At 73.0% G+C, this 24,061-nt stretch carries 17 protein-coding genes and 1 pseudogene; 8 read left to right on the top strand and 10 right to left on the bottom strand.

What is annotated here, in order from left to right; all coding sequences use genetic code 11:
- Positions 1–292 precede the first annotated feature (292 nt).
- Positions 293–472, bottom strand: coding sequence for a hypothetical protein (locus K7I03_RS06035; RefSeq protein WP_185945525.1), 180 nt, complete (start codon positions 470–472; stop codon positions 293–295).
- Positions 473–648: 176 nt separating this feature from the next.
- Between K7I03_RS06035 and K7I03_RS34240 the strand changes: the two are divergent.
- A pseudogene (locus K7I03_RS34240) lies at positions 649–855 on the top strand (helix-turn-helix domain-containing protein); the annotation flags it as partial.
- 948 nt (positions 856–1,803) lie between these two features.
- Positions 1,804–4,116, top strand: a complete 2,313-nt coding sequence (locus K7I03_RS06025) for a hypothetical protein (RefSeq protein ID WP_224347756.1) — start codon at positions 1,804–1,806, stop codon at positions 4,114–4,116.
- Between the two features lie 30 nt (positions 4,117–4,146).
- Here the strand turns inward: K7I03_RS06025 and K7I03_RS06020 are convergent, their stop codons facing one another.
- Complete coding sequence (locus K7I03_RS06020; protein WP_185945527.1) at positions 4,147–5,202, bottom strand: lipoate--protein ligase family protein; 1,056 nt, start codon at positions 5,200–5,202, stop codon at positions 4,147–4,149.
- Between the two features lie 1,607 nt (positions 5,203–6,809).
- On the opposite strand from K7I03_RS06020, the gene K7I03_RS06015 reads away from it, so the two are divergent.
- The 3 genes from K7I03_RS06015 to K7I03_RS06005 all read left to right on the top strand — a co-directional run bounded on the left by K7I03_RS06015 (position 6,810) and on the right by K7I03_RS06005 (position 10,138).
- Complete coding sequence (locus tag K7I03_RS06015) at positions 6,810–7,631, top strand: inositol monophosphatase family protein (RefSeq protein WP_185945528.1); 822 nt, start codon at positions 6,810–6,812, stop codon at positions 7,629–7,631.
- A gap of 192 nt (positions 7,632–7,823) precedes the next feature.
- The gene (locus tag K7I03_RS06010; protein WP_224346912.1) at positions 7,824–9,245 is read left to right on the top strand and encodes a phytoene desaturase family protein; all 1,422 of its coding nucleotides are present in this window, start codon (positions 7,824–7,826) and stop codon (positions 9,243–9,245) included.
- A gap of 434 nt (positions 9,246–9,679) precedes the next feature.
- Complete coding sequence (locus K7I03_RS06005; RefSeq protein ID WP_078587674.1) at positions 9,680–10,138, top strand: RICIN domain-containing protein; 459 nt, start codon at positions 9,680–9,682, stop codon at positions 10,136–10,138.
- Between the two features lie 109 nt (positions 10,139–10,247).
- Here the strand turns inward: K7I03_RS06005 and K7I03_RS06000 are convergent, their stop codons facing one another.
- Together K7I03_RS06000 and K7I03_RS05995 are read right to left on the bottom strand one after the other, a co-directional pair.
- On the bottom strand, positions 10,248–10,853 hold the full coding sequence (locus K7I03_RS06000; protein WP_185945530.1) for a Clp protease N-terminal domain-containing protein: 606 nt from the start codon (positions 10,851–10,853) through the stop codon (positions 10,248–10,250).
- Positions 10,854–10,859: 6 nt separating this feature from the next.
- Entirely contained in the window at positions 10,860–11,084 is a 225-nt protein-coding gene (locus K7I03_RS05995) for a hypothetical protein (protein WP_004939468.1), read from the bottom strand.
- Positions 11,085–11,203: 119 nt separating this feature from the next.
- Here K7I03_RS05995 and K7I03_RS05990 point away from each other — a divergent pair, with 119 nt between their 5' ends.
- Positions 11,204–12,739 carry a DNA-3-methyladenine glycosylase 2 family protein gene (locus K7I03_RS05990; protein ID WP_185945531.1) on the top strand — a complete coding sequence of 512 codons (1,536 nt, stop codon included), beginning with the start codon at positions 11,204–11,206 and terminating at the stop codon, positions 12,737–12,739.
- 740 nt (positions 12,740–13,479) lie between these two features.
- On the top strand, positions 13,480–14,010 hold the full coding sequence (locus K7I03_RS05985; protein ID WP_185945532.1) for a methylated-DNA--[protein]-cysteine S-methyltransferase: 531 nt from the start codon (positions 13,480–13,482) through the stop codon (positions 14,008–14,010).
- Between the two features lie 41 nt (positions 14,011–14,051).
- Here K7I03_RS05985 and lanKC read toward each other — a convergent pair whose 3' ends face one another.
- From lanKC to K7I03_RS05955, 6 genes are all read right to left on the bottom strand, one after another.
- Entirely contained in the window at positions 14,052–16,844 is a 2,793-nt protein-coding gene (lanKC, locus tag K7I03_RS05980) for a class III lanthionine synthetase LanKC (RefSeq protein ID WP_185945533.1), read from the bottom strand.
- A 109-nt stretch (positions 16,845–16,953) separates the two neighbouring features.
- The gene (locus K7I03_RS05975; RefSeq protein WP_185945534.1) at positions 16,954–17,157 is read right to left on the bottom strand and encodes a hypothetical protein; all 204 of its coding nucleotides are present in this window, start codon (positions 17,155–17,157) and stop codon (positions 16,954–16,956) included.
- Between the two features lie 251 nt (positions 17,158–17,408).
- Positions 17,409–18,134: an SIR2 family NAD-dependent protein deacylase gene (locus tag K7I03_RS05970; protein ID WP_224347393.1), complete on the bottom strand. Its 726-nt coding sequence runs from the start codon at positions 18,132–18,134 to the stop codon at positions 17,409–17,411.
- 168 nt (positions 18,135–18,302) lie between these two features.
- Positions 18,303–19,625 (bottom strand): radical SAM protein, encoded by a 1,323-nt coding sequence (locus tag K7I03_RS05965; RefSeq protein WP_185945536.1) that lies wholly within the window; start codon positions 19,623–19,625, stop codon positions 18,303–18,305.
- Between the two features lie 281 nt (positions 19,626–19,906).
- Positions 19,907–20,956 (bottom strand): MerR family transcriptional regulator, encoded by a 1,050-nt coding sequence (locus K7I03_RS05960; RefSeq protein ID WP_224346911.1) that lies wholly within the window; start codon positions 20,954–20,956, stop codon positions 19,907–19,909.
- Between the two features lie 85 nt (positions 20,957–21,041).
- Complete coding sequence (locus K7I03_RS05955; protein ID WP_185945537.1) at positions 21,042–22,751, bottom strand: BCCT family transporter; 1,710 nt, start codon at positions 22,749–22,751, stop codon at positions 21,042–21,044.
- 178 nt (positions 22,752–22,929) lie between these two features.
- Between K7I03_RS05955 and K7I03_RS05950 the strand changes: the two genes are divergently transcribed.
- The gene (locus K7I03_RS05950) at positions 22,930–24,045 is read left to right on the top strand and encodes a glycerate kinase (protein ID WP_185945538.1); all 1,116 of its coding nucleotides are present in this window, start codon (positions 22,930–22,932) and stop codon (positions 24,043–24,045) included.
- Positions 24,046–24,061 lie beyond the last annotated feature (16 nt).

Raw genomic sequence — 24,061 nt, 5'->3', positions numbered from 1 at the left:
AGCAGCAGCTGTGCTGCGTCACCCCTGTGTTGCCATAGCCACCTCCCTGCGTCGGTGCCGCGCTGCTTCAGCCGGTTCCACGGGCCTTGAGCCATGCCGGTGCTCCTCCTGCGCCGCGCGTCCTGCGGTGTCGATCCCAGGACGCCCGGCTGCGGGAGGAGTGTGGTCGGCCGTGACGAGCACTGTCTCACGGCGCCGATCGGTGCCGTGTGCTTTCCGGACACTTGCCACAGTTGAGCATCCGAGTTGCCTTCCGAGAGGTTTCCGACGCGGGCCCCTGCCCATCGCTGGCTTAGCGGGACGGTCGGCGTCGCACCAGGATCGTGAGCGTGGCCCGGGCGTCCCGCCGGCGGTCGGGGTTGCGGGAGACGACCGAGACGAGCGCGACGGTCAGCAAGGTCGTGGTGTAGGTGAGACCCGTGGCGGCGGCCAGTGCGGTGGCGTCGGTCAACAAAGCAGGCAGCGTGGACAATCGAGGGTTCCTTCCCGGACTGAGGACGCCCAGTGAGCCGTGGGGCCGGGCGGCGTGCGAGACGGTTCTCCCCTGATGAGGCCGTGTCCGGCAACGTCCGGATGGCCGGAGCGTAGCGTTCTGCCTGCTCACAAGCCTGGAAGAAGTGTCCGGTGACTGTCCGGAGAGGAGACGCGATGGGCGACACCAGTGAGTCCCGAAAACAGCAGAGTGCCAAGGAGGAGTTGGCCGGCAGCCTGAGAGACCTGCGCGATGAAGTCCGGGCAGCGCGCGGAGGGCTGTCATACGGGGACCTGGAAGCCCGCCTGGGAATCCCCAGGCAGAGGCTCAGTGATTGGTTCAACGGGGTTTCGGCACCGACAGGAGAGCATTGCCGGGCCTTGGTCACCCACCTCGAAGGAAAGTTGCGGAGGTCACCGAAACCTCCAGCTTTTTGGGACATCCTGATCGCAAAGGCTGATGCGGAACGCAAGGCCAAGCAAGGGTGGCGATCGATAATAAAGGCGGACCTCGTCCCGCCTTTCCGTTACCTTCATACCGCCCCCAACCTGCGTGCGGCCAGATTGGAAGACCGGGACGCGGACCTTGCGATGCTGACTAGGGTTGTTCGAGAGGGGCCGGCTTATCTGTCGTTGGTGGCGCCCCCTTGGGCTGGCAAGTCTGTGTTGCTTGCCGATTTCGTCACCTTTCATATGCCTGATGAGGTGGACCTCATCAGCTATTTTGTCCGTTGGGGGTCCAGTGCTGATAGGGCAAAGAACTTCCACGAGGTGATGGTTACCCAACTCAGTCGGCTCGTCGGAGTCGAAGATCCGCCCCCTGGAGATCTCGTTGATGATGCCGTTCTCTTCGCTTTGTACGAAAGTGCGGCCCAGGTGAGCCGATCACGAGGACGAAACCTGGTGTTACTCGTTGATGGACTGGACGAGGATGCGGAAGCAGGGCGATTCAGATGGGACCAGAGCAGCGGTATCTGCCGTCCCCTGCGGAGTATCGCTTCCCTTCTGCCGAAGGTGACTCCACACGGCCTCCGGGTGGTGGTTGCCAGGCGCTGGCATCCTCCAGTCCCCGATGATGTGGGTGACGACCATCCTTTGCTCAACTCCGAGGTGCTCCCGGGCTTCCGACCGTCTCGTGCTGCAAACCGCCTGCGCAAATCAGCTTCCCGAGACTTGGAGGCGCTGCTTAGTACCCGTGAGGGTGCGGAGATAATTGGGCTCCTTGCTGTGTCTCGGCGAGGGCTCGGATACTCAGCTCTTGCTGAGCTGATGCGACTCGGTGGGCACCCTGAACTGCTGACCCCCGCTCATTTCGAGCGTATGTTGCGCAATGTGGCAGGCCGCAACGTGAGCTACGAGGAATTGGATCCGGACTCTTACGTTCTGGCCCACAAAGACTTGTACAGCACGGCTGCACAGAAGTTGGGCGACATCACGCTCGCTTCTCTGACGCAGCGGTTGCACGACTGGGCCGACAGCTACCGCAGCGAAGAATGGCCGTCGAACACCCCTCTCTACCTGCTCAACGGCTACCAGGAACTTCTCCGCGACTCCGGTGACGCCCCCCGCTTCCTCGCCTTCGCCCTGGACCACCGCCGCCACCTGCGCCTGGCCAACCTCTACCGAGCCGACCTCGCCTTGGCCTCGCTCGACGAAGTGGCGCGTATGAAGCCGACGCCTGAGGTGCTGGCGCAGGTCGCCGCCTCGCGGTATTTCCTGGAGCGTGAGGACCGGACGGCCCCGCGCGCCGTCGTGAAAGCCCTGGCACTGGTCGGGGACACGGCACGGGCGAGGGCGCTCGCCCTCACCCCCGCCGACCCAGCCTCGAAGGCCAAGCGGCTGATGGACGTCACACAGGTACTGCTGGACCGGGACGAGAAGAAGGCGCGGGAATTCGCGTGCGAGGCTGCCGGTTGGGCCGAACGGGCGCGGTACCAGAACGCCTTGACGGCCCCGGCCGAAGAGCTTGACGCCGACAAGGTCGTGCCGGAGGCCGCCGCCCTGCTTGCCGCCGCGGGGAAGCCGGAGGATGCGGTCCGACTGCTGAACATGGTCAATGTCTGTCATCCCAGCCACTTCTCCGCAGCGGCCGAAGCCGCGTCGCGACTGTGCGGCTCCCACCCCGACCGTGCCGCCGAGATCCTCGACGACGTGGCGGGTCAAGCCGACTATCTGGCCTTCATGGCGGAGGAACAGCACGCCGTCGCCGTGGAGATGTGGACTGCCGTGGCCCGCGCCGACCCGGCAAGGGCCGAGGCTCTGCACCGCCGGATGATGGAGTTCGCCCTTACGCTCGACGTGGAGACCGCCGGACCGGCGGCCGTGGACTGTGCCGCGCTGGCCGCTTCCGCGCTCGCGGAGACACTGCCGGACGATGCGCGGACCTTGGCCGATGCGGCACACGACAGGATGCGTGCGCTCCTGACAGGCCCAGCGGACGACCGTCTCGGCGAGACGCTGTCCAGAGTGGTGCGAAGCCTGCTCGACGTCGACAGTTCGTCGCGCCGAGCGCGTCGGCTGCTCGACGGGGCGCCCGCAGAAATCACCACACGGGCTCGGATCGTGCTCGACGGCCGGCCTGACGAAGCGAATCCGGTCGACCGGTTGCTGGCGGAGATGAAACATCACGCCGATCGCGGCGCCGGCCCCGAAGCGCGGGACTGCTTGGCCCGGCTCATCGAGTCGTCTCGAAACCAGAGCTGTGAACAGGCCATCACCTGGCTGCCGTTCCTTACCGAGGCGCTGGTGCGCGACGGTGATCAGGGTGCGGCGGAGGCCCGCGCCCTGGCGGCCGGGGAACCGGACGCAGTCATGCGGATTCGGATCCTCACGAGCGCCGCCGTCGCGCACGCCGACGTGGGGCGGCTCGACGAGGCGTCGCGGTGTGCGGAGGAGGCGGAGTCCGTAGCACGGGGGATCGCTGTCGCGGACGAGGAGACCGCGCGCATGCGGGGCCTGGTGGCGCAAGCCTTCGCTCACGCGGGTTTGGCCGAACGAGCGGCGGGTTGGGCCCAGCCTGACGCGCGCAGGAAGTCGAGTGGATGGGAACGCCGCTACCGACGGCGAGTCGGCTTGGCCGTTGAAGTGGGGCTCGCTCAGGAGGCCATCATCCCCGGCGTCGAGCGGCCCGGCCTGTTGAGTGGTTACGGCGCCGACATCGCCGGCGCCCTGCTCCGCCTCGCGGCCGGTACGCCCGTCGACGGCGCCTTGCTCACCGCCGAGGACGAGGCACGGACGCGCGGCGCCACCGAACCCGTCCTCGTCACCGGACTCGGCCTGCTGCATGCCGCGCGGGGTGACGTCAAAAACGCCCGACGGGTGGTCGACTACCTGACGGACCCGGTACAGCGAGCCACCGCCATGACCGCAGTGGCCGCCCAGATGCTGGGCGCCCCAGCCCGTCTGGACCTGGCCACCGGCGCGGACGACGAGTGGGCGATCTCCGTGCTCCGCGTGCTCGCCGGGCACGCCCTGTCGGTCAGCACGACCGACCACACCGCTGCCAAGGACCTCATCCACTCCGTCCTCGGAACGGCCGGCTGGTACCGGGCCCTGCCGGTGTTGGCCGGCAGGGTGCCCGACGCCCTGCACGCGGTCGTCGACGTCCTCGACCACCATCGGGAGATCAAAGGGGCAGCAGTATGACGGACAGCTGACCGCGGCGCGGAACGTCCCCTACGGCACCCGCGCCGTCCACTCCTCTGACGAGAACTTCGTCTGCGCGAGCTCGACCGCGCGGGCCATCTCCTCTTCGGTCACCGCGCCGGCCGAGCAGCCGTACCGGCTCCGGAAGGAGGCGATCATGCGGTCGATGACCTCGGCGCGGGGGAGGCCGGTCTGGCGGCGGAGGGGGTCTACGCGCTTTTTGGCGCTCTTGGTGCCCTTGTCGGAGAGTTTTTCGCGGCCGATGCGGAGGACCTCGAGCATCTTGTCGGCGTCGATGTCGTAGGCCATCGTCACGTGGTGCAGTACGGCGCCGTTGCCGCCGACCATGCGCTTCTGGGCGGCGCCGGCGATCTTGCCGGATTCGGTGGCGATGTCGTTCAGCGGCTGGTACCAGGCTTTGATGCCCATGTCGCCGAGGGCGGCCAGTACCCAGTCGTCGAGGTAGGCGTAGCTGTCGGCGAAGGAGAGTCCCTGGACGAGGGAGTCCGGGACGTAGAGCGAGTACGTGATCGTGCTCTGGGGCTCCACGAACATGGCTCCGCCACCGCTGATGCGGCGGACGACCGTCATGCCGTGGCGCTCGGCGGACTCCATGTCGACTTCGTTCCGCAGTGACTGGAAGCTGCCGATGATCACGGCCGGGGATTCCCACTCCCACACCCGCAGCGTCGGCGGTCGGCGGCCGGCGGCGACCTCGGCCGTCAGGACCTCGTCCAGGGCCATGTGGAGGGCGGGGGACTGAGGGCCCTCGTGGATGACCTGCCAGTCGTAGTCGTGCCAGTCGGTGGCGTTCGCGAGCGCGCGGCGGACCGCGACGCCGACGGCCTCCGAGGTGAGGCCGAACATGACGGTCCCCTCGGGGAGCGCCGCGTCGATGCGGGCGGCGAGTTCCGGGGCCGCCAGGTCGGCGTTGGCCCCTTCGAGCGCCCGGTTGATGGCGAACAACGCCTCGTCGGGCTCCAGGAAGAAGTCGCCCGCCACCCGGACGTCATGGAGGGCCCCCTCCGCGACGTCCAGGTCCACGACGACCAGCTTGCCGCCCGGCACCTTGTACTCCCCGTGCACTGTGCACCCTCCTGACGTCGCCGCTGAGCCGGTCTCCGCGGCGGATACAGTCACGGTACGTGCTGGGGGTACGGCCCGAGCGTCCGGTATACCCGGGCTGTGGCGTTTCCCGTGCTCCGGCAACGGGTGCCACGAGCGCCCATCCGACATCCTGCCCAAGGGCGGGGGCCGCTTTTCATGTGGCCGGTGGTTCGGGCGGCAGGTCGGGTGGTGTTCCCGCCGGTGGCTCCGGGGCGGGGTCCGGGGGGTTCTGCGGGCTGCCGTTCCGGGCCGCGCGGAGGGAACTCAGGCCCACGAGCGCGGTGATGAGCCCGGCCACTGCCGACACCAGTCCCGAGACCCCCGTCACGATCGCGACGGCGTCGCCCACCGGTTCCGCGACGGGCGGGTTCGGGGGCGGGCGGTCTGCGACGGGTGGGTCCGTGGAGTCGCCGGGCCGGCGCCTCACCGGGGAGGTACCGCCGGGCGGGCCGGCCGTGTCGGACCTGGTGGGGTGGCCTTTGGCGGGCGGGTGGGGCGTAGGTGTGGAGCCGGTGCGAGGCGGGACGTTCGTCGGACGCGTTTTCGAGGGCGGCGCGGGTGCGGTCACCCCGGCACTCGGTGGCCTGGACGTCGAAGGCGTGGCTGTGGGCGGCGCGGCTCCGTTCCGGTACGGCGTCGTCGCCCGCAACTGCATCGTCGTCGCCAGCAGCACCACGCCCACCGCGAGCAGCCCTGTCCCCGCCCACACCCAGCGGTGGGGTACGTGTCGAGGCGTCCGATTCCGGTGTGGAAGCTCATCCCGGGTGTCGGCCATCGCCCCAGGCTAGGGACTGGTTTCCGCCACAAGAGCGGGCACCGCGTTTTCTACGACGTAATGCGCAGCCGTGAGGCTTCGGAACGGCCCCGCGCACCGGGAGGAGACGGCTCGGGTCGCCGCCGAGCCCCGGGCGCGGGTGAGGAGGGCGAGCGGCTGCTCGGGGACGCCGGGAGGCCGTCCGCCGTCGGACGCTTGCCAGGTCACGGGCCGTCGAGGCGCCAGGTCCGTTCCGCCGCGTCCGCCTCCTCGTCGCACGGGCGTGGAAACGCCTACGGCCGAACAGCCGGCTGGAGGTGAACGGTGTGCCGTCGCCCGGGTGGAGCGTGCGGCCCGGGTCGTCGGCGTGGTCCGTGAGGGCCTCGGGGCGCGACCGGACCCGGGGGAGCACCGCGACGCCCAGGATCGGCCGCGGCAGCCGGCCGGTCCCGGTCCGGCGATGGCCGGGTCGTAGTGGTCGACCGCGGCGAGGTGCACCACCGTGGGCGGCTGTGGGTGGCTGCCGGTGGCCGTGGGCGGTATGCCGACGCGGCATGTGTCGCCTGGGGCAGGCGTTCCGGCGCCGGATCGGTCCGGAACGGTTTCGGTTCGTCGTCGGCCCGGGTTCCCGCCTTTACGCCGAGGACCGCGCGCCGAGGGCCACGACGCCGGGCCCCCACCACTGCCACTCCCGAGCGGGCGGTCTCCGATACGTCGCGTCGGCATGGTGTGGCCTTCCGCCAGGCGCGTCCCCGCGGCCCGTTCACCTCTCCGTCGGCCCCCGGCCACCTCCCCGGCCCCGGTTGTCGGTGGGGCATGGTTCGATGGGCGTATGATCGATGACTTTCTCGCAGGGGACCTGACCGACGTCGAGGAAGCGGTGCGCAAGGCCGCCGCTGCCGAGATCATGCCGCGCTTCCGGCAGCTCGCCGCCCACGAGGTCGTCGAGAAGAAGGGGCCGCACGATCTGGTGACGGTCGCCGACCGGCTGGCCGAGGAGCACCTGACGGCGTCGCTCACCGCGCTGCTGCCCGGGTCGCGGGTGGTCGGCGAGGAGGGTGTGCACGCCAACCCGGCCGTGCTGGAGGCGCTGCACGGGGACGATCCGGTGTGGATCGTGGACCCGGTCGACGGCACCCGGCAGTTCGTGCACGGTGACCCCGGCTTCGCCACGCTCGTCTGCCTCGCGCACCGCGGCGAGTTGCTCGCCTCCTGGACGTACGCGCCCGCGCTGGACGAGATGGCCACCGCCCGCAAGGGCGGCGGTGCCTTCCTCGACGGGACACCGCTGCGTCCCGGGCCCGCCGTGCCCGACGCCGAGCTGCGGGTGGCGATATCGCACTACGACTTCACCGACGACCACGAGAAGCGCGTGCTCGCGCGGCTCGACACGCCCGGCGTGGTGCCGCGGCCGTGCGGCTCGGCGGGGCTGGAGTACCTGAACGTGGCACGTGGGGCGGCCGACGCGGTCGCCTTCACGTGGCCCAATGCCTGGGATCACGCCGCCGGGCTGCTGCTGGTCGCCGAGGCGGGCGGGGCGAGTGCGACGGTGGCGGGCGTGCCGTTCCGGATCGGCGGGGGCAACACGATGCCGTTCTCCGCCGCGCGGGATGCGGGGACGCTCGCGCGTATCCTGGGGCTTCTGGCGGTCTGAGCAGGGGTTTCCGGGCGAGGCGTTCCGGCAGGGATCCCGGCAGGGGAATCCGGCCGGGGATTCCGGCAGGGGTTCCCGCGGAGGGCCGCCGCGCCCGTCCCGCCCGTCCCGCTTGTCCTGCCGCCCCGCTCGCGTCCTATTCGTCCCGTTCCGCCCCATCCCGGCCCACGCGCTCACGAGGGGAGTCCGCCGGTGCCCACCATGCTCGACGCCGTCGTCGTAGGGGCCGGCCCCAACGGGTTGACCGCCGCCGTGGAACTGGCCCGCCGCGGCCTGTCCGTCGAGGTCTTCGAGGCCGCCGACGGCATCGGCGGCGGTGCCCGCACCGAGGAGCTGACCCTCCCCGGCTTCCGCCACGACCCGTGCTCCGCCGTGCACCCGCTCGGCATCGGCTCGCCCGCGTTCGAGGGCATGCCGCTCGCCCGGCACGGTCTGGAGTGGCTCCACCCCGGGCTGCCGATGGCGCACCCCTTCCCCGACGGGTCGGCCGCCGTCCTCTCCCGGCGGGTGGGCGAGACGGCCGCCTCCCTCGGGGAGCACGACGCGGGCGTGTACCGGCGGGCCGTCGAGCCCTTCCACGGCAAGTGGGACGCCCTCGCCCGGGACTTCCTGCGCACCCAGTGGGACGGGCTGCCCGGCGACCCGGTGGGGTACGCCCGGTTCGGGCTGTCGGCGGGGCTGCCCGCGGCCGTCTACGTGCGCCGGTTCCGCGACGCCAAGGCGCGGGCGCTGTTCGCCGGGCTGGCCGCGCACGGCATCGCGCCGCTCACCGGCCTCGGCACGGCCGGGATGGCCCTGGTCTTCGCCCTGGCCGCGCACGAGCGCGGCTGGCCCGTGCCGCGCGGCGGCTCGCAGGCCATCGCCGACGCGCTGGCCTCGTACCTGCGCGAGTGCGGCGGCGCGATCCACACCGGCTTCGAGGTGCGGCGGCTCGACGAGCTGCCGCCCGCCCGCGCCTACGTCTTCGACACCTCGCCGACCGCCCTCGCCCGGATCGCCGGGCTGGGCGACGCCTACCGCGGCTTCCGCTACGGACCCTCCGTCTTCAAGATCGACTACGCGCTGTCCGGGCCCGTGCCGTGGCGCGCCGAGGCCGCGCGCCGCGCCGGGACGGTGCACGTCGGCCCGACGTACGGGGAGATCCGCGAGGCGCTGAGCGCCGCCGTCCACGGGCGGGACCCCTCCGTTCCCTTCCTCATCACCGCCCAGCCCAGCATCGTCGACCCCAGCCGTGCGCCGGAGGGCAAGCACACGTTCTGGGTGTACGGGCATGTGCCCAACGGCTGGCGCGGTGACGCGACGGAGGTGATCGAGCGTCAGGTCGAACGGTTCGCGCCCGGTTTCCGCGATCTGGTGCTGGCCCGGGCCGTCGCGGGGCCGCCGGCGCTCGCCGCTCGCAACGCCAACTACGTCGGCGGCGACATCGCGTGTGGCTCGGTGGCCGGATTGCGGCTGCTCGTCCGGCCCAAGCTTGCCCGGGTGCCGTACGCGACCGCCCATCCCGCCGTTTTCCTCTGCTCGTCGGCGGTGCCGCCGGGGCCGGGCGTGCATGGGATGTCGGGGCATCATGCGGCGCGGGTGGTGTGGGGGAGGTTGCGGGGCGGGCGGGGCTGATGAGATCGCGCCGGACCGGTGGGTGGACGGATGGATGGGCGGGCAGGGTGACTCCAGTCGTGTGACCAGGCCCGCCCCAGACGCGCCGTCGGCCGCCCGGTGGAGCCATGGGCCGCCCGGCGGGAGGGGCGACCGCCCGCCGGAGTCGGTGGTCGGTCCGTGGGCGGGCGGTGCGCGCCCGGTCGCCGTACCTCGCCCGGTCGCCGTACCCCGCCGCCCCCTCCGGCCCGGTGGCCTGATCCGTCCGGTCGCCCGGAAGCGCGAACGGCGTGTTGCCGCCAGTACGCCCCCGACTCGAGTGATCTCGCGGCCCCCGGGCAAGGCTGCGGCGGGTGGTGCCACGTGCCCGCCGGTTGCCGGTGGGGCCGTGGAGCCGCCTGGGGGAGCCGCCGCCCGGCGCTCCCTCCGGGGCACGCGAGAGAAACGGTTCCGTGATGAGACGAGCACTTGTGGCGGGGACACTGGCGCTGGGGCTGGCCGCGGCCGTGCCGGTCCTGGCCGCCACCCCCGCTTCGGCCCTGGACGCCTTCGAGATCCGCAACGACCGCAGTGGCAAGTGCCTGACCGTGAACGGCGACAACGTCGAGATCCGCACCTGCGGCAACGGTTCGTCCCAGTGGTGGATGTGGGACGGCAAGAAGCTCCGCAGCCTCGCGAACATGCACTGCCTCGACGTCCGCAACGGCGGCATCAACGAGGCCGTCCAGGCGGTCGGGGACTGTCACGGCAACGCCAACCAGCGCTGGTTCTTCTGGAACCGCGAGCTCCACACCGATCTGAACGGGCAGATCGCCCAGGTCCAGCGGGCGGACGACACCTGGGACGGTGCGGGGATCAACATGCACGACCCCAACGGCGGTTCCTGGCAGCACTGGTACACCACACAGGTCTGAGCTCGGCCTGGTCGAGTCGGTGGGGTCGGGGCCTCCTTCGCGCCTTCGGCGCGGTCGGTGCGCCCCGGCCCCTTCCTCAGAGGTGCGCTCCCAACGGGTCGGCTTCGCCTCAGGCCGCCGGCCGCAGATGGGCCAGCAGGTCGGCGCGCAGCGTCTGCGGGTCGGTACCGAGGGTCCGGAGGACCCGTACCACCGGCGGGTGGTCGAGGGCCAGGACGCCGAGGACGACGTGCTCGGTGCCGATCCAGTTCTCCTTGCGGGCGAGCGCCTCCCGCAGGGACTGTTCCAGGGCCCGCTTGGCCTCCACGGCGAACGGGACATGCGGCCGGGGCCCCTTCGCGGAGCGGAACGGCCACCACCGGGACGCCGTCTCGTCGGTCCCGCCCGTCCCGCTCGCCCCGCCCGGCGCGCGGTCCAGCGCCCCCGGCCCGAAGGCCCGCTCCGCGCGGGCCCGTACGGCCGAGAGGTCGATGCCCAGCGCGCGCAGCGCCTCCGCGTCGTCCTCGTCCAGATCCCCCGTCGAACGGATCGCCTCCCGGCACGCATCGGGGGTGATGCCGAGGCGGAAGAGGGCGGCGCCGCCCAGGGACTGCGGGCGGCCGGCGACGGCGGCGAGCAGGTGCTCGGCGCCGATCCGGGAGTGGCGGAGGATGCGTGCCTCCTCCTGGGCGCCGATCACCGTGAACCGGGCTTCCTTGGTGAACCTTTCGAACATCGTCGTCTACCTCCGGGCGTGCTTCTTGTGGACTGCCTGCCTGCTCACACCGAGTTGGGCGCCGATCTCCTCCCACGACCAGCCCAGCCTCCGGGCGTTGTCGACCTGGAGCGCCTCGAGTCGTTCGACCAGCCGCCGTAGCGCGGCGACGGCGCGCAGCCCCACGCGGGGGTCGGTGTCCATGGCGGCCTCGGTGGTGCCGACCGCGTCTTTCGCGTCTGTTCCGGCCATGTGTCAACCATGGATGACACGACCGCCCTCTGTCAACCATCATTGACACGCTCCCGTCGTCGACGCCCATGTCGGATTTCCGCCAGCCCCGGGCGCCGCCGGCACCGATGCTTGACCGCATGCACACCGACTTCGACCGTTGCGTACGGGCCGCGCGGTCCAAGGACCCCCGCTTCGACGGCTGGTTCTTCACCGCCGTCCTCACCACCCGTATCTACTGCCGCCCCAGCTGCCCCGCGGTCCTGCCCAAGGACCGGAACATGAGCTTCTATCCGAGCGCCGCCGCCGCGCAGCAGGCCGGGTTCCGGGCCTGCAAGCGCTGCCGGCCCGACGCGAGCCCCGGCTCGCCTCGGTGGAACGAACGGGCCGACGTCGTCGCCCGCGCCATGCGGCTCATCGCCGACGGGACGGTCGACCGCGAAGGCGTGCCCGGCCTCGCCGCCCGCCTCGGCTACAGCGCCCGCCAGATCGAACGCCAGCTCCTCGCCGAACTCGGCGCCGGACCGCTCGCCCTCGCCCGCGCCCAGCGCGCGCAGACCGCCCGCGTCCTCATCGAGACCAGCGAACTGCCCATGGCCGACGTCGCGTTCGCCGCCGGCTTCTCCTCGGTCCGCGCCTTCAACGAGACCGTGCGGGCCGTCTTCGCCCTGACCCCCACCGCGCTCCGGGCCCGCGCCGGGCGCGGCCGGCCGGCCGCCGCGTCCGGCGCCCTCACCCTCCGCCTGCCGTTCCGGGCCCCCTTCACCCCCGACAACCTCTTCGGCCACCTCGCCGCCACTGCCGTCCCCGGCGTGGAGGAGTGGCGCGACGGCGCGTACCACCGCACCCTGCGCCTGCCGTACGGCCACGGCACCGTCAGCCTCCGCCCCCTGCCCGACCACATCGCCTGCCGCCTCGCCCTCTCCGACCAGCGCGACCTCGCCGGGGCCATCAGCCGCTGCCGGCGCCTGCTCGACCTGGACGCCGACCCGGAGGCCGTCGACGCGCTGCTGCGCACCGACCCGCACCTCGCGCCGCTGATCGACAAGGCACCCGGGCGCAGGGTGCCGCGCACGGTCGACGCCGAGGAACTCGCGCTGCGGGCCGTCCTCGGCCAGCAGGTCTCCACCGCGGCCGCCCGCACGCTGGCCGGCCGGCTGGTCACCGCTCACGGCACGCCCGTCGAGACGTCCGCGCCGGCTGCCGGGCAGGCATCGGGGCAGATCTCAGGGCAGACCCCCGGCGGGCTCACCCACCTGTTCCCGTCCACCGAGGCCCTGGCCGCCCTCGACCCCGCCTCCCTGGCCATGCCGGCCGGCCGCCGCGCCGCCTTCACCCGCCTCGTCGCCGCCCTCGCCACCGGCGACCTCGACCTCGGCGTCGGCAGCGACCGGACCCGCGCCCGCGCCCGGCTCGCCGAGATACCCGGCATCGGCCCCTGGACCGCCGACATCGTCGCCATGCGCGGCCTCGGCGACCCCGACGCCTTCCTGCCGACGGACCTCGGCGTCCGCCGGGCGGCGGCCGCCCTCGGCCTGCCGTCCACCCCCGGCGCCCTCACCCGCCACGCGGCGGCCTGGCGGCCTTGGCGCGCCTACGCCGTCCAGTACCTGTGGTCCATGGACGACCATCCGGCGGCCCGGATGCCGGGGCGCCCCCGAGAGGGGCGCGTGTGACGGGGGGTGGGGCGCTGGGGGTGTGCGCCCGGTGTGTGGTGTGCCCCGGTCCCGCCCTTTCACCGTTTCTTCCAGGGCTCCGCCCCGGACCCCGGCATCGCGGCTCCGCGCCGCGGGGCCCGGGGCTGGGCGGCGGGGCCGCCCGCCGGAAGAGGACGCTGGGCCGTCGAAGGTCTGGCCCCCGGGTGGGCAGGCCCGCGCCTGCGACGCTTGGTCCGCTGCCTTGCCGCGCCCCGGGCAGCGGGGGCTTCCGCCGAAGCCGTCGGCCGTCCGCCGGGAACGCGATGCGGGGCCGCCCGCCGGGAGGGGACGCTGGGCCGCCGAAGGTCCGGCACCTGGGCGGGCAGGCCCGTGCCTGCGACGTCTCGGTTCCGCTGAGGGCCTCACCGGAACCGGGTTGGCTGCTCTGCCGCGCCCCGGGCAGCGGGGGCTTCCGCCGAAGTCGTCGGCCGACTGCCCGGAACGCGATGCGGGGCCGGCGGAAACGGCTTCGACGGTGGCACGTCGGCTGTCTCCGCGGCCGGAGCGGGTCAGGCGGCCGACAGCGACGTGTCCGCGTTCCGCCCCCACCGTCGGCCGGAGCGCACCCAACGTGGGGCCTCTGGTGACGGCGGCCGGGTCCGGCGGCGTACCCTCCGGCAGTACGAGCCCCCGCCCGCCCACGGAGCGCCCTGAAACGACCACCACCCCACCCACCAACCGTCTGTCCCCGACAACGAACGGAAGCGAACGGATCCCCTATGTCCGCCGTAGACACCGTCGCCGTACACACCGTCATCGACAGCCCCTACGGGCCCCTCACCCTGGTGGCCGCCGACGGCGCCACGCTCTCCGGGCTCTACGTCCTCGACCAGCGGCACCGGCCGGGGGACGAGGGGTTCGGGCACCCCGATCCCGCGCCGTTCGCCGAGGTCGCGCGCCAGATGGCGGCGTACTTCGAGGGGAGACTCACCCGCTTCGACGTGCCGCTGGACCTGCGCGGGACCCCGTTCCAGCGCCGGGTCTGGGCCGGGCTCCTGGAGATCCCCTACGGGGAGACGATGTCCTACGGGGAGCTGGCGCGGCACATCGGTGCGCCCAACGCCTCCCGCGCGGTCGGACTGGCGAACGGGAAGAACCCCGTGTCGATCATCGTGCCCTGCCATCGCGTGATCGGCGCCGACGGCAGCCTCACCGGGTACGGCGGTGGGGTGGACCGGAAGCGGCGGCTGCTGGAGCTGGAGGGGGCGCTGCCGTCGGGGGCGGGGGACCGGCAGGACGCGCTGTTCTGAGATCGCGCTGTTCTGTGCTGACACCGCGCGGCGTGTAGGGGTCAGTGCGCCGGGAGCGGTATCAGGTCGTCGACGACGAAGTCCGGGCTCTGCGCCGGGTCGGGATCCGTGTCCGCCCTGATCAGGCGGTCCAGGAAGGCGACGACGCCCGCCGTCCCGGTGGCGAAGTCGGCGCTCTCGCGGAGCGCCTGCTCCCCGGGGAAGCCCGTCCCCTCCGTGCTGTCCACGCGGAAGAGGAGGACGCCTTCCGCCACCTTCCAGGCCGCTTCCCGGTACCGGGGGTCGCCGGTGAACCGCCATACGTCGAGCAGCGCGTTGCCCATCCCCGACAGCCCGTGGAAGAACTGCGGGAGGACGGCGTACTTGTGGTGGACGTTCTCGACGAGGGGATCCAGCCACCGTCCGAGTCCGTCGTCGGGCCGCACGGCCAGGTAGCGGATGAGCGTGGTGAGGATCCCTGCCGAGCCGAAGTCCCAGTAGCAGCGCGGCACGATGGCGGTGTCCGCTTCGGTCTCCAGGGGCACCATGGCCGGGAATCCCTCGAACTCCGTCCCGTGCCGGACCGCGTACGTCAGGTCGTGTTCGAGGGCGGAGTGGCCGAGGGCGTAGGCGCGTTCGTCGTGCGTCGCCTGGGAGAGGCAGAGCAGGAACAGCGCGATCCCGCTGCCGCCGGCCGCGTAACCCAGCGGTACGTTCCCTTCCGCGTCCGGCCAGTACGGGCCCCGGGGGCCGCGGACCCGGGTTTCCGCGAGCCGTTCGCCGGCCCGGGCGGCGGCGTCGAGGAAGTCCTCGCCGAACCCGTCCAGCCAGAACCGGAGGCAGGCGGTCCCGTAGCCCGCCAGCCCGTGCAGCACGTCGGCCGAGGCGTCGCGCAGGGGGTGCCGGCCGGCGCGCCGCAGGAGTTCGACGGCGGCCTCCGGCCGGTCCAGCTCGCGCAGGACCCAGGCGATGCCGGCCTGTCCGAGGTAGAGGCCCGGCGGGTACGCGTCGTCGGTGATGCTCCGGGCGGTCATCCAGGCGGTCAGGCGGGGCGGGACCGCGTCCGCGCCCCCGGCGCGGTGCAGCGTGTGCAGGACGCCCGCGGCACCGTAGGCGACGGAGAGGGGGTTGGTCTCGAACACGCTGGGGTCCGCGGGGAACAGCCTGTCCTCGCGCTCCGGCGTGGCGGTGCGCTCGAGGTAGCGGAGGGCAGCGCTCCGCGTCTCGCGGGCGAGTTCGCGCGTGTCGTGTCGTGGTGGCCCCGGTGACGGGTGGGGCGCGGGGTGACCGGTCGCCGGGTCCGAAGCCGGATCCAGGGCTCGAACCGGCGCCGGCGCCATGACGGGTACGGTGTCCAACGCCGCGATGACGTCGTCGATGTCGGGCGCGCGCCCGGCCTCCGGCCGTTCCATCAGCGCGTCCAGCAGCTCGACGAAGGCGCCGGACAGGCCCAACTCCCCGGTGAGGTCGGTGAGGAAGCGGCGGCGCGACGGCGCGTACAGCTCGGTCATCGCGTTCGCCAGCACGACGCTGCCGAACACCACCGCGCCCAGCGCGTAAAGGTCGTTGGCCCGGTCCGCGACCCCCGACCGCACCGCCTCCGGCAGCGCCATGCCCGGTGTGTGGAGGCCGACGGGCGGGTCGACGCCCTCCTCGACGGCGCATTCCAGGTCGATGACGCGAAGCCCGCCCGAGTCCGGGACGATGACGTTGCCGAAGGAGAGGTCCCCCAGCACGACGCCGCGGCGGTGGGCCGCCCCGATCGCCCGGGCCAGCCGCTCCCAGACCGGGCGGACGCCCGCGTAGTAGCCGTCCAGGGCGGCTCGGGTCAGGCCCGCCCGGTACAGCGGGTTCTTCCGAATGGTGTGCCGGCCCAGGTGCTCTCCCGGCAGGTACTCCTCCACGAGGAAGGTGTGTCCGCCCTCCTCGAAGAGGCCGAGGGGGCGCACGTAGAACTCGCAGTCGGAGGAGAGGTCGCGCAGGATGCGGTACTCCTTCTCCAGCAGTCCCACGGCGTCGAGGCGGCCGGGTCCCACCTCGATGTGGGGCCGCGCCTCCTTCAGAACGACGAACCGGCCGGTCGAGCGGTCGTCGGCGAGGTAGACCCCGCCGCGGTTGGAGAAGTTCAGCGCCGACGTCACGCGGTAGCGCCCGTCGTGCAGTTCCGGTGCCGTCCCCGTCTTCCGCCCCGGGGGCCCGTCCGGGACGAGGGGGTCGGTCAGCCACTCCGGGAGCTGCCAGTAGGGGAGGCGGGCGTCGGGCACCTCCGCTCCCCGCTGGTCGGCGATGACGAACCGGCGGCTGCCGTCCGGCCGCAGCAGCGCCCGCGCACTGAAGCCGCCGTACCGGTAGTACACGCACGAGGACCGCGGCCACCTCCGGTCGGAGAGGATGTACGGGCCGTCGAAACCGCGCAGTTCGTCCGTCAGAAGGTGCCCGAGACGGAGGAACGCCCCGTCGTCGGGCGGGTAGAAGGTCATGAACTTGCCACTTGAACCGCGGGGCCACAGCTTGCCGTTGACCTCGGCGACCGTCCGCGCGTCCAGCAGGAACTTGAACGGCACGGCGGCGTCCAGCGCACACCCGGCCGCGCGCTCCAGGCAGGCGGGGGAGTCCTGCGAACGCACCGCCACATGGATTTTCCAGCCTTGCTCGGGCGCGGGCGCCGGGGTCGGCGCGACGTCCCCGGACGGCTCGGCGACGAACCACAGGCCGCTGCGGCGGAGCGCCCAGCCGGGAGGCGCGAGCTTCTCGAATACCTCGGTGTGCTCCGTGGCCGGCGTGTACGCGTCCGCGCTCTCGAACCACCTGGGGTGGTACCGCGCGTAGGCGTTGAGGAGTTCCCAGTCGTGCATGACGTTCGCCTCGTGCGGTCGTCCGGGAAGGGGGCTCGGGGCTCGTCGACGGCAGTGCGCCGTCCCGTACGGGACGGCCCCCGGAGGGGCCGTCCCCGTGGGGGTGCTGTCACATCACGGTGGGGTGGGTACCGCCACCGCCGGGGCCGCAGCTGAGGTACTGACAGGACGTGAGGCTGATGTAGCCCCTCACTTCCTGGGCCTCAGAGGCCACCGTGTGGGGACGGAGAACCCTCTGCAGTTCGAGGATCGCGGGCATCACCTGCTTGGCGAGGTCCTCCGCTGATTTTCCGGCCGAGGTCGGTTCGGTCATGTCGTTCACTCCTCGACAACTGACCGGTTTTTCTTGAAGGTGTACCGAGAATGGTCGGTCCAGTGGCGCACGGCCCCCCCACGGGGCCGGTGGCTCACCGGCTCCGGGCCGGGCGCTCGACAGGCGCGGGCCGCCGCGCGGACGCGGCGCCACTTCCAGCGTGCGCCGGGTACTCTGCGCTCGCAATCCCGGCCCGCGCCCCGGCCGCGCCCTCGCCCGGTCCCCGCCTCCGGGGCGCCGCCCCCGGCCCGTCAGCCCGCTGTACCGCTCTCCCACCGCCGCAGCAGCGCCGGCAGCGCCGTCCCGATCGGCTCGCGGATCACCTCGTCCGCCCGTTCGTCGTACGGCGTCGGCTCCGCGTTGACGATGATCAGGCGGGCGCCGTGGTCGGCCGCCACCCCGGCGAGCGCCGCCGCCGGGTTGACCATCAGGCTGGTGCCGACCGCGAGGAAGACGTCGCACGCCTTGGTCACCGTCAGGGCGTCACCGAGCACGGCGGGGTCCAGCGGCTGCCCGAACATGACCGTCGCGGACTTCAGGATGCCGCCGCACGCCTCGCACGCCGGGTCCGGGTCGCCCGCCGCGACGCGGGCCAGCGCGGCCTCCATCGTCGACCGCGCGCCGCACTCCGTGCACACCACCGAGCGGGCGGAGCCGTGCAGTTCGAGCACCTTGCGGTCGGGCAGCCCGGCCGCCTGGTGCAGGCCGTCCACGTTCTGGGTGATGACCCGGACCGGTGTCCCCGAGCGTTCCAGGCGCACGATCGCCTCATGGGCCGCGTTCGGGCGGGCCCGCAGGGTGGGCGCGTCGCGGCGCATCAGCCAGGAGCGGCGCCGGATCTCCGGGTCGCGCATGTAGTACTCGTAGGTGACGAGCTTCTCCGCCTCCGGGTCGCGGCGCCAGAGGCCGTTGGGGCCTCGGTAGTCGGGGATGCCCGAGTCCGTGGAGACGCCTGCTCCGGTGAGGATCGCGACCAGGGGGTTTTTTCGCCATGCGGTGAGGGTACGGAGCGGTGGCGCGCGGGGTGAGCGGAAATTGCCGGGCGCGCTGCGCGCGCCCGTGTGAGGCGCCCCTGTCCCGCCCTTTCACCGTTTCTTGCAGGGGCTCCGCCCCCGCACCCCCGAAAGCGGCTTCGCCGCTTGTCCTCAAACGCCGGACGGGCTGTCAGGGAGCAGGCTGTCCATGAACGAGCTCACCGAGAACACCGCCCGCCCCGGCCCCGCCGGCCCGTACCCGGGCGGCGACGACAGCCCGAACTCGTCCATCGTCGCCCGGTAGGTCTCCAGCAGCCGGATGTGGTACTCCAGCGGCGCGCCCTGCGGGTTGGAGCGGCCGAGCGGTGTCGTGGGCTCCGGGCACCAGGTGGTGAAGCGCGGGGTGATGCCGCGGGACATGAAGAACCGCAGCCCCTCCGCCGTCGAGTCGACGGCCTCGCCGACCGTCGTGAACCCGGCCGGCGCCGCCATCTCCACGCCCGCCACGAAGTTGGGGATGACGTTCCGCGGGCCGAAGACCTCGGCCGAGTCCAGGATGCGGCGGTGCCACTCGTCCCGGCCGACGTAGCGCTCCTTGCCCGGGCAGTACAGCTCGAACAGCCGCCGGTCCCACACCTCGTAGTTGGGGTGGTAGATGCGGATCCCGTAGTCGTGGAACCGCTGGACGTCCGCCCGGGGCAGCGCCTGGGCGACGACCTTCCCGGTCCAGCGCCCGGGGAAGCGCTCCTCGATCGCCTGCGCGTAACGCCCGTAGAAGTCCGCCTCGGTGAGCCCGTCCACCCGGGAGGTGATGGAGCCGCCGGTGAGGGTGTACGCGCGGGAGGCGCCGGCCGTGTCGTGCCTGTCGATGATCTCCAGTGCCTCCAGCACCTCCTCCACCGACTTCACGCCCGTGTACGGGCGGCCGGCCGCCTTGTGCTGGCGCCAGTTGTGGTTGATGTCGCAGTACTGGCACTCCTCCTTGGCGCCGAAGTACTGGCAGACCCGGAACACCGTCAGGTAGATCAGGTAGCCCCACTGGATGGTCGGGGCGACCTCCATCACCGACTTGCCGTTGGCGAGCGTGTGCCGGTAGTAGTCCGGCATCGGCGGCAGGCCCACGTCCGCGATGTGCCGGCCGTCGAGCATCAGGCCGAGCGCCCCCTCCGGGGTGACCCCGACCCGGTACGGGGACTGGGGGTTGACCCGTACGGAGACGACGGTGCGCCGGAGCCCGTAGGGGCCGCCGGTCAGGACGATCTCCTCCGGCGGCCGGCGCAGGGCGGCGGCGCCGAGCTCGGGGAGGGTGCGGTGGTCGAAGGAGAAGATGAAGTAGGACTTCGGTTTGACGTCGCCGCCCTCCTCCCCGGTGAGCGCGGACTCGTCGAAGGCGATCCCGCCCCGCAGCAGGTCCTCCTTGATGACGGCTTCCCGCGGCACCCCGGGGAAGCGGCCCATCAGGTCCTCGACCTCTTCCGTACGGCTGCGTCCCATGACCGCTCCCTCTCCCCGTCCCGCTTCGTCCCGCGCTGCCCGGCACCCGCCCCGCTCCATCGGAACGGGCCGGCAAGGTGCCGCCCCGGCGCGGGCAACGACGCGCAACGGAGTGCGCCGGGGCGGCACTTGCGCCGCCAGGACGTCCCTCGGCGGGGCCGACGGCGACCGGGCGGCACCCCGCCGATGCTAGCGCGCGGGTGCGGGACGCCCGGGTCCTAGGTCTTTCGGCCGACATGGCGGATACGACGGGTCATACCGGTCGGGTACCGGACCTTTCGTCACCGGGCCGGGTGGGCGGTCCCCGACACCCCGTCGCCCGCCGCGGCGCGCTCCCGCACGGGGTGGTTCCGTACGGGGTGGTCGCGCAGCCAGTCCAGCACCTGCTCCGCGTGCCGGTCCGGCGGGAACACCGGGTAGAAGACGTGCTCCACCAGCCCGTCCAGGACGATCAGCGTGAGCCGGGTGAACAACCGCCGCCCGCCCGCCTCGAACGTCGGCAGCCGCAACTCGTCCGCCAGCCTCAGCCCCGGGTCGGAGAGGACGGCGAACGGCAGCCGCAGCCGCTCGACGACCTCCCGCTGGTACGCGGTGTCCTGGCCGGACAGGCCGTAGACCCGGGCCGCGCCGGCGGCCGTGAGCTCCTCGTGGTGGTCCCGGAAGCCGCACGCCTCCGGGGTGCAGCCGCGGGCTCCCGGGATGCTGTTCCAGCCGTCGGGGAGATCGGTGCCGGGCTGTCCGGTGAGCGGGTAGACGTAGATCACGGACCGGCCGGGTCCGAGTGCGTCCAGGCGGACGGTCCGGCCGTCCGTGCCCGGGAGTTCGAGGGGCGGCAGGGCCTGGCCGGGCAGGGTGTCGCAGGCGCCGTCGTCCTCGGGGACGGGCAGGCCGGCGGGCAGGCGGGCGAAGTCGTGCATGGCGTCTCCCTCATTCGTGGCGTGTCCGGGGTGTTCCCGCGGGAGGGCGGGAGGGCCGCCGTCGCGGTGGGCGGCCTCGTGCAGCCGGGCGGCCAGCGCCGCCCTGCGCGCGGCGAGGGCGTCGATGCGCCGGGTCAGGTCGTCGATCGCCGCCCGGTAACCGGCCAGCGAGGCCGGGCAGTCGTCGGCGTGCGGGCGCCCGGCCGCCAGGCAGTCGAGGAAGGGGCGGGTGCGCTCGACGGGGATGCCGAGTCCGTTGAGGTCCTTGATCTCGCGGATGACCCGGACGTCGTGCTCGGCGTAGTCGCGGTAGCCGTTCGCCAGCCGGGCGGGGGTGACCAGCCCCAGGGCCTCGTAGTACCGCACCGCCTTGACCGTCACGCCCGCCCGCCGGGCGGCGTCGCCGATCCTCATGACCCCGTCCCCATGATCCCCATGACCCGCCTCCGCTCTCGTCCCCCGGAGGCTAAACCCTGCCCTCAGGGGCAGGGTCAACCCGTCACGGCGACGGCCGCCCGTCGTCCCCCTCCCCCCGCTCCCGGGCGCTCTCCGCCACCCGCCGCAGCCGGGGATGCCGGACCGGTCCCGGCCCCTGCTCGGTCATCGCCTCCCCGACCATCGTCCGCAGGGCGTCCCGCAGTCCGTGCAGCGCGTGGTGCCGGGCCGGGCCCGCGCCCGGGTCCGCGCGCAGCTCGGTCAGCAGCGACCAGCACAGGGCGAGCATCACCAGGACGAACGGCAGGGCGACGAGGATCGTCGCGGACTGCAGCGACTTCAGCCCGCCGGCCACCAGCAGCACCGCCGCCACGGCGGCCATCAGCACGCCCCACGTGACCACCAGCCAGTTCCGGGGGTGCAGGGCGCCGCGGCTGGTGAGGGAGCCCATCACCAGGGAGGCGGAGTCGGCGCTGGTGATGAAGTACGTCATCACCAGCAGCATGGCGACCCACGAGACCAGGGTGGCGATCGGCAGCGTGTCGAGCAGGGCGAACAGCGACGCCTCCGCGCCCTGCGCGACGGTCCCGGCCATGTCGGCGGCGCCGGTCATGTCCAGGCGCAGGGCGCTGCCGCCCATGACGCAGAACCAGACGATCGTCGCGCCGCTGGGCACGAGCAGGACGCCGATCAGGAACTCGCGGATGGTCCGGCCGTGCGAGATCCGGGCGATGAACGTGCCGACGAACGGCGCCCAGGACAGCCACCACGCCCAGTAGAACACCGTCCAGGCGCCCAGCCACGCGGAGTCGGTGAAGGCGCCGGTGCGGGTGGCGAGGGTGACCAGGTCGTGCAGGTACGAACCGGTGGCGGCGGGGACGGTGTTGAGGATGAAGACGGTGGGGCCGAGGAGGAAGACGAACAGCATCAGACAGGCGGCCAGCGCGATGTTGAGCGTGCTCAGCCACTTCACGCCCTTGTGCAGGCCGGAGAAGGCGGACAGCACGAACGCGGCGGAGAGGGCGCCGATGACGACGAGTTCGACGGACGTCGAGTCCTTGATCCCGGTGGTGATGTTCAGCCCCTTGGCCACCTGGAGGGCGCCGAGGCCCAGGCTGGTGGCGGTGCCGAAGACCGTCGCGAACACGGCCAGCAGGTCGATGATCCGGCCCGGCCAGCCGTCCGCCCGCTGCGCCCCCAGCAGCGGGACGAAGACGGAGCTCAGCCGGTTGCCGCGGCCCTTGCGGAAGCCGGCGTAGGCGAGGGCGAGCCCGGCCATGCCGTAGATGGCCCAGGGATGCAGGGTCCAGTGGAAGAACGAGTACTCCAGCGCGGTACGGGCGGCGCCCGGCGAGTCCGGGGCGACGCCACTGCCCGGCGGGGGCGAGACGAAGTGCTGGAGCGGTTCGCCGACGCCGTAGAACATCAGGCCGATGCCCATGCCGGCGCTGAACATCATCGCGATCCAGGCGAGGTTGCCGAACTCCGGCCGGTCGTCGTCCGCGCCGAGCCGGATCCGGCCGAAGCGGCTGAGCGCGATGACCACGCACAGCACGAGGAACACGTCGGCCGCGATGACGAACAGCCACGCGAAGTTCGACAGCACCCAGCCGAGGGCGGCGGTGGAGACCCGGTCGAAGGAGCGCTTGCCGAGCGCCGCCCAGGCGACCACCGCCAGAACGGCGACGGCGCCGACGGCGACCAGGGGCGGGTCCGGGCGGTCGTCCCGCGACGAGGGGGGCGAGGGGGACGCGTCGGTGGTCTCGGTGCTCATGACGCCCCACTATGGCCGGATTCGCGGCATTCCCCGGGCTGGCACGCCGCCCGGGGGAATGCCGAGGGGATGGCGAGAGGATGCCGAGGGGATGGGCACCGCCCCGGCCGCCCGGATAGGGTGCGCGGGCGCGGCGCGGCGCGGCACCGGACGACACCTGGAGACAGAGGGGCAGCGGATGACCGACGCACATGTGCTCATCGCCGCGGACAAGTTCAAGGGCTCGCTGACGGCCGTCGAGGTAGCCGCCCACCTCACGGCGGGGCTGCGGCGCGCGGCGCCCGGCCTGGACGTGACGGCGCTGCCGGTCGCGGACGGGGGCGACGGGACGGTGGACGCGGTCGTCGCGGCCGGGTTCGCCCGGCGTACGGCCCGGGTGACCGGCCCCCTCGGCGAGCCCGTCGAGGCGGCGTGGGCCCTGAGCGGTTCCACGGCCGTCGTCGAGATGGCCGAGGCGTCCGGCCTCCGCCACGTACCGCCGGGGCGGCGGGCGCCCCTGACCGCCACCACGTACGGCACCGGGGAGCTGGTGCGGGCCGCCCTCGACGCGGGCGCCCGGCGGATCGTGCTGGGCGTGGGCGGCAGCGCCACCACCGACGGCGGGGCCGGCATGCTCGCCGCGCTGGGCGCGCGGTTCCTCGACGGGGCCGGGCGGCCCCTGGGGCCCGGGGGCGGCGCGCTCGCCGCGCTCGCGCGGGCGGATCTCTCCGGGCTGGACGGGCGGCTGGCGCGGACGGACGTCGTCCTCGCCTCCGATGTCGACAATCCGCTGACGGGGCCGTCGGGGGCGGCGGCTGTCTACGGCCCGCAGAAGGGGGCCTCTCCGGAAGATGTCGCCGTGCTGGACGCCGCTCTCGGGCGGCTCGCGCGCGCCCTGGACCCCGCCCGGGCCTCCGCCCCGGGGGCCGGCGCCGCCGGGGGGCTGGGGTACGGCGCCCTCGTCGGGCTCGGGGCCGGTTTCCGGCCCGGGATCGAGGTGCTGCTCGACGTCGTCGGGTTCGGGGAGGCGCTGACGCGGGCGGATCTGGTGATCACGGGAGAGGGGTCGCTGGACGCGCAGACGCTGTACGGGAAGGCGGTGCAGGGGGTCGCCACGGCGGCGCGGGCGCGGGGGGCGCGGGTGGTGGCCGTGTGCGGGCGGCTGGAGCTGGGGTGGGGGGATCTTGTGGTGCTCGGTGTCGGGCGGGCGTACGCGCTGTCCGAGCTCGAACCGGACCCGGAGCGGTCCATGGCGGAGGCCGGGCCGTTGCTGGAGCGGGTGGGGGAGCGGATCGCTCGCGAGGCGCTCGGCTGAGGCCGAGGGGGGTGCC

The sequence above is a fragment of the Streptomyces mobaraensis genome, assembly GCF_020099395.1.
Classification (GTDB): Bacteria; Actinomycetota; Actinomycetes; order Streptomycetales; family Streptomycetaceae; genus Streptomyces.
The sequence above is the reverse complement of the archived record's forward strand: the minus strand, read 5'-3'. Positions and strand labels throughout refer to the sequence as shown.

Excerpts from the sequence above, each read along its gene's own strand:
- K7I03_RS05955 (WP_185945537.1), bottom strand. The coding sequence starts at position 22,751 with ATGAGCACCGAGACCACCGACGCGTCCCCCTCGCCCCCCTCGTCGCGG.
- K7I03_RS05995 (WP_004939468.1), bottom strand. The coding sequence starts at position 11,084 with ATGGCCGGAACAGACGCGAAAGACGCGGTCGGCACCACCGAGGCCGCC.
- K7I03_RS05960 (WP_224346911.1), bottom strand. The coding sequence starts at position 20,956 with ATGAGGATCGGCGACGCCGCCCGGCGGGCGGGCGTGACGGTCAAGGCG.
- K7I03_RS05950 (WP_185945538.1), top strand. The coding sequence starts at position 22,930 with ATGACCGACGCACATGTGCTCATCGCCGCGGACAAGTTCAAGGGCTCG.
- K7I03_RS05975 (WP_185945534.1), bottom strand. The coding sequence starts at position 17,157 with ATGACCGAACCGACCTCGGCCGGAAAATCAGCGGAGGACCTCGCCAAG.
- K7I03_RS06005 (WP_078587674.1), top strand. The coding sequence starts at position 9,680 with ATGAGACGAGCACTTGTGGCGGGGACACTGGCGCTGGGGCTGGCCGCG.
- K7I03_RS05965 (WP_185945536.1), bottom strand. The coding sequence starts at position 19,625 with ATGGGACGCAGCCGTACGGAAGAGGTCGAGGACCTGATGGGCCGCTTC.
- lanKC (WP_185945533.1), bottom strand. The coding sequence starts at position 16,844 with ATGCACGACTGGGAACTCCTCAACGCCTACGCGCGGTACCACCCCAGG.
- K7I03_RS06000 (WP_185945530.1), bottom strand. The coding sequence starts at position 10,853 with ATGTTCGAAAGGTTCACCAAGGAAGCCCGGTTCACGGTGATCGGCGCC.
- K7I03_RS05990 (WP_185945531.1), top strand. The coding sequence starts at position 11,204 with ATGCACACCGACTTCGACCGTTGCGTACGGGCCGCGCGGTCCAAGGAC.
- K7I03_RS05985 (WP_185945532.1), top strand. The coding sequence starts at position 13,480 with ATGTCCGCCGTAGACACCGTCGCCGTACACACCGTCATCGACAGCCCC.
- K7I03_RS06015 (WP_185945528.1), top strand. The coding sequence starts at position 6,810 with ATGATCGATGACTTTCTCGCAGGGGACCTGACCGACGTCGAGGAAGCG.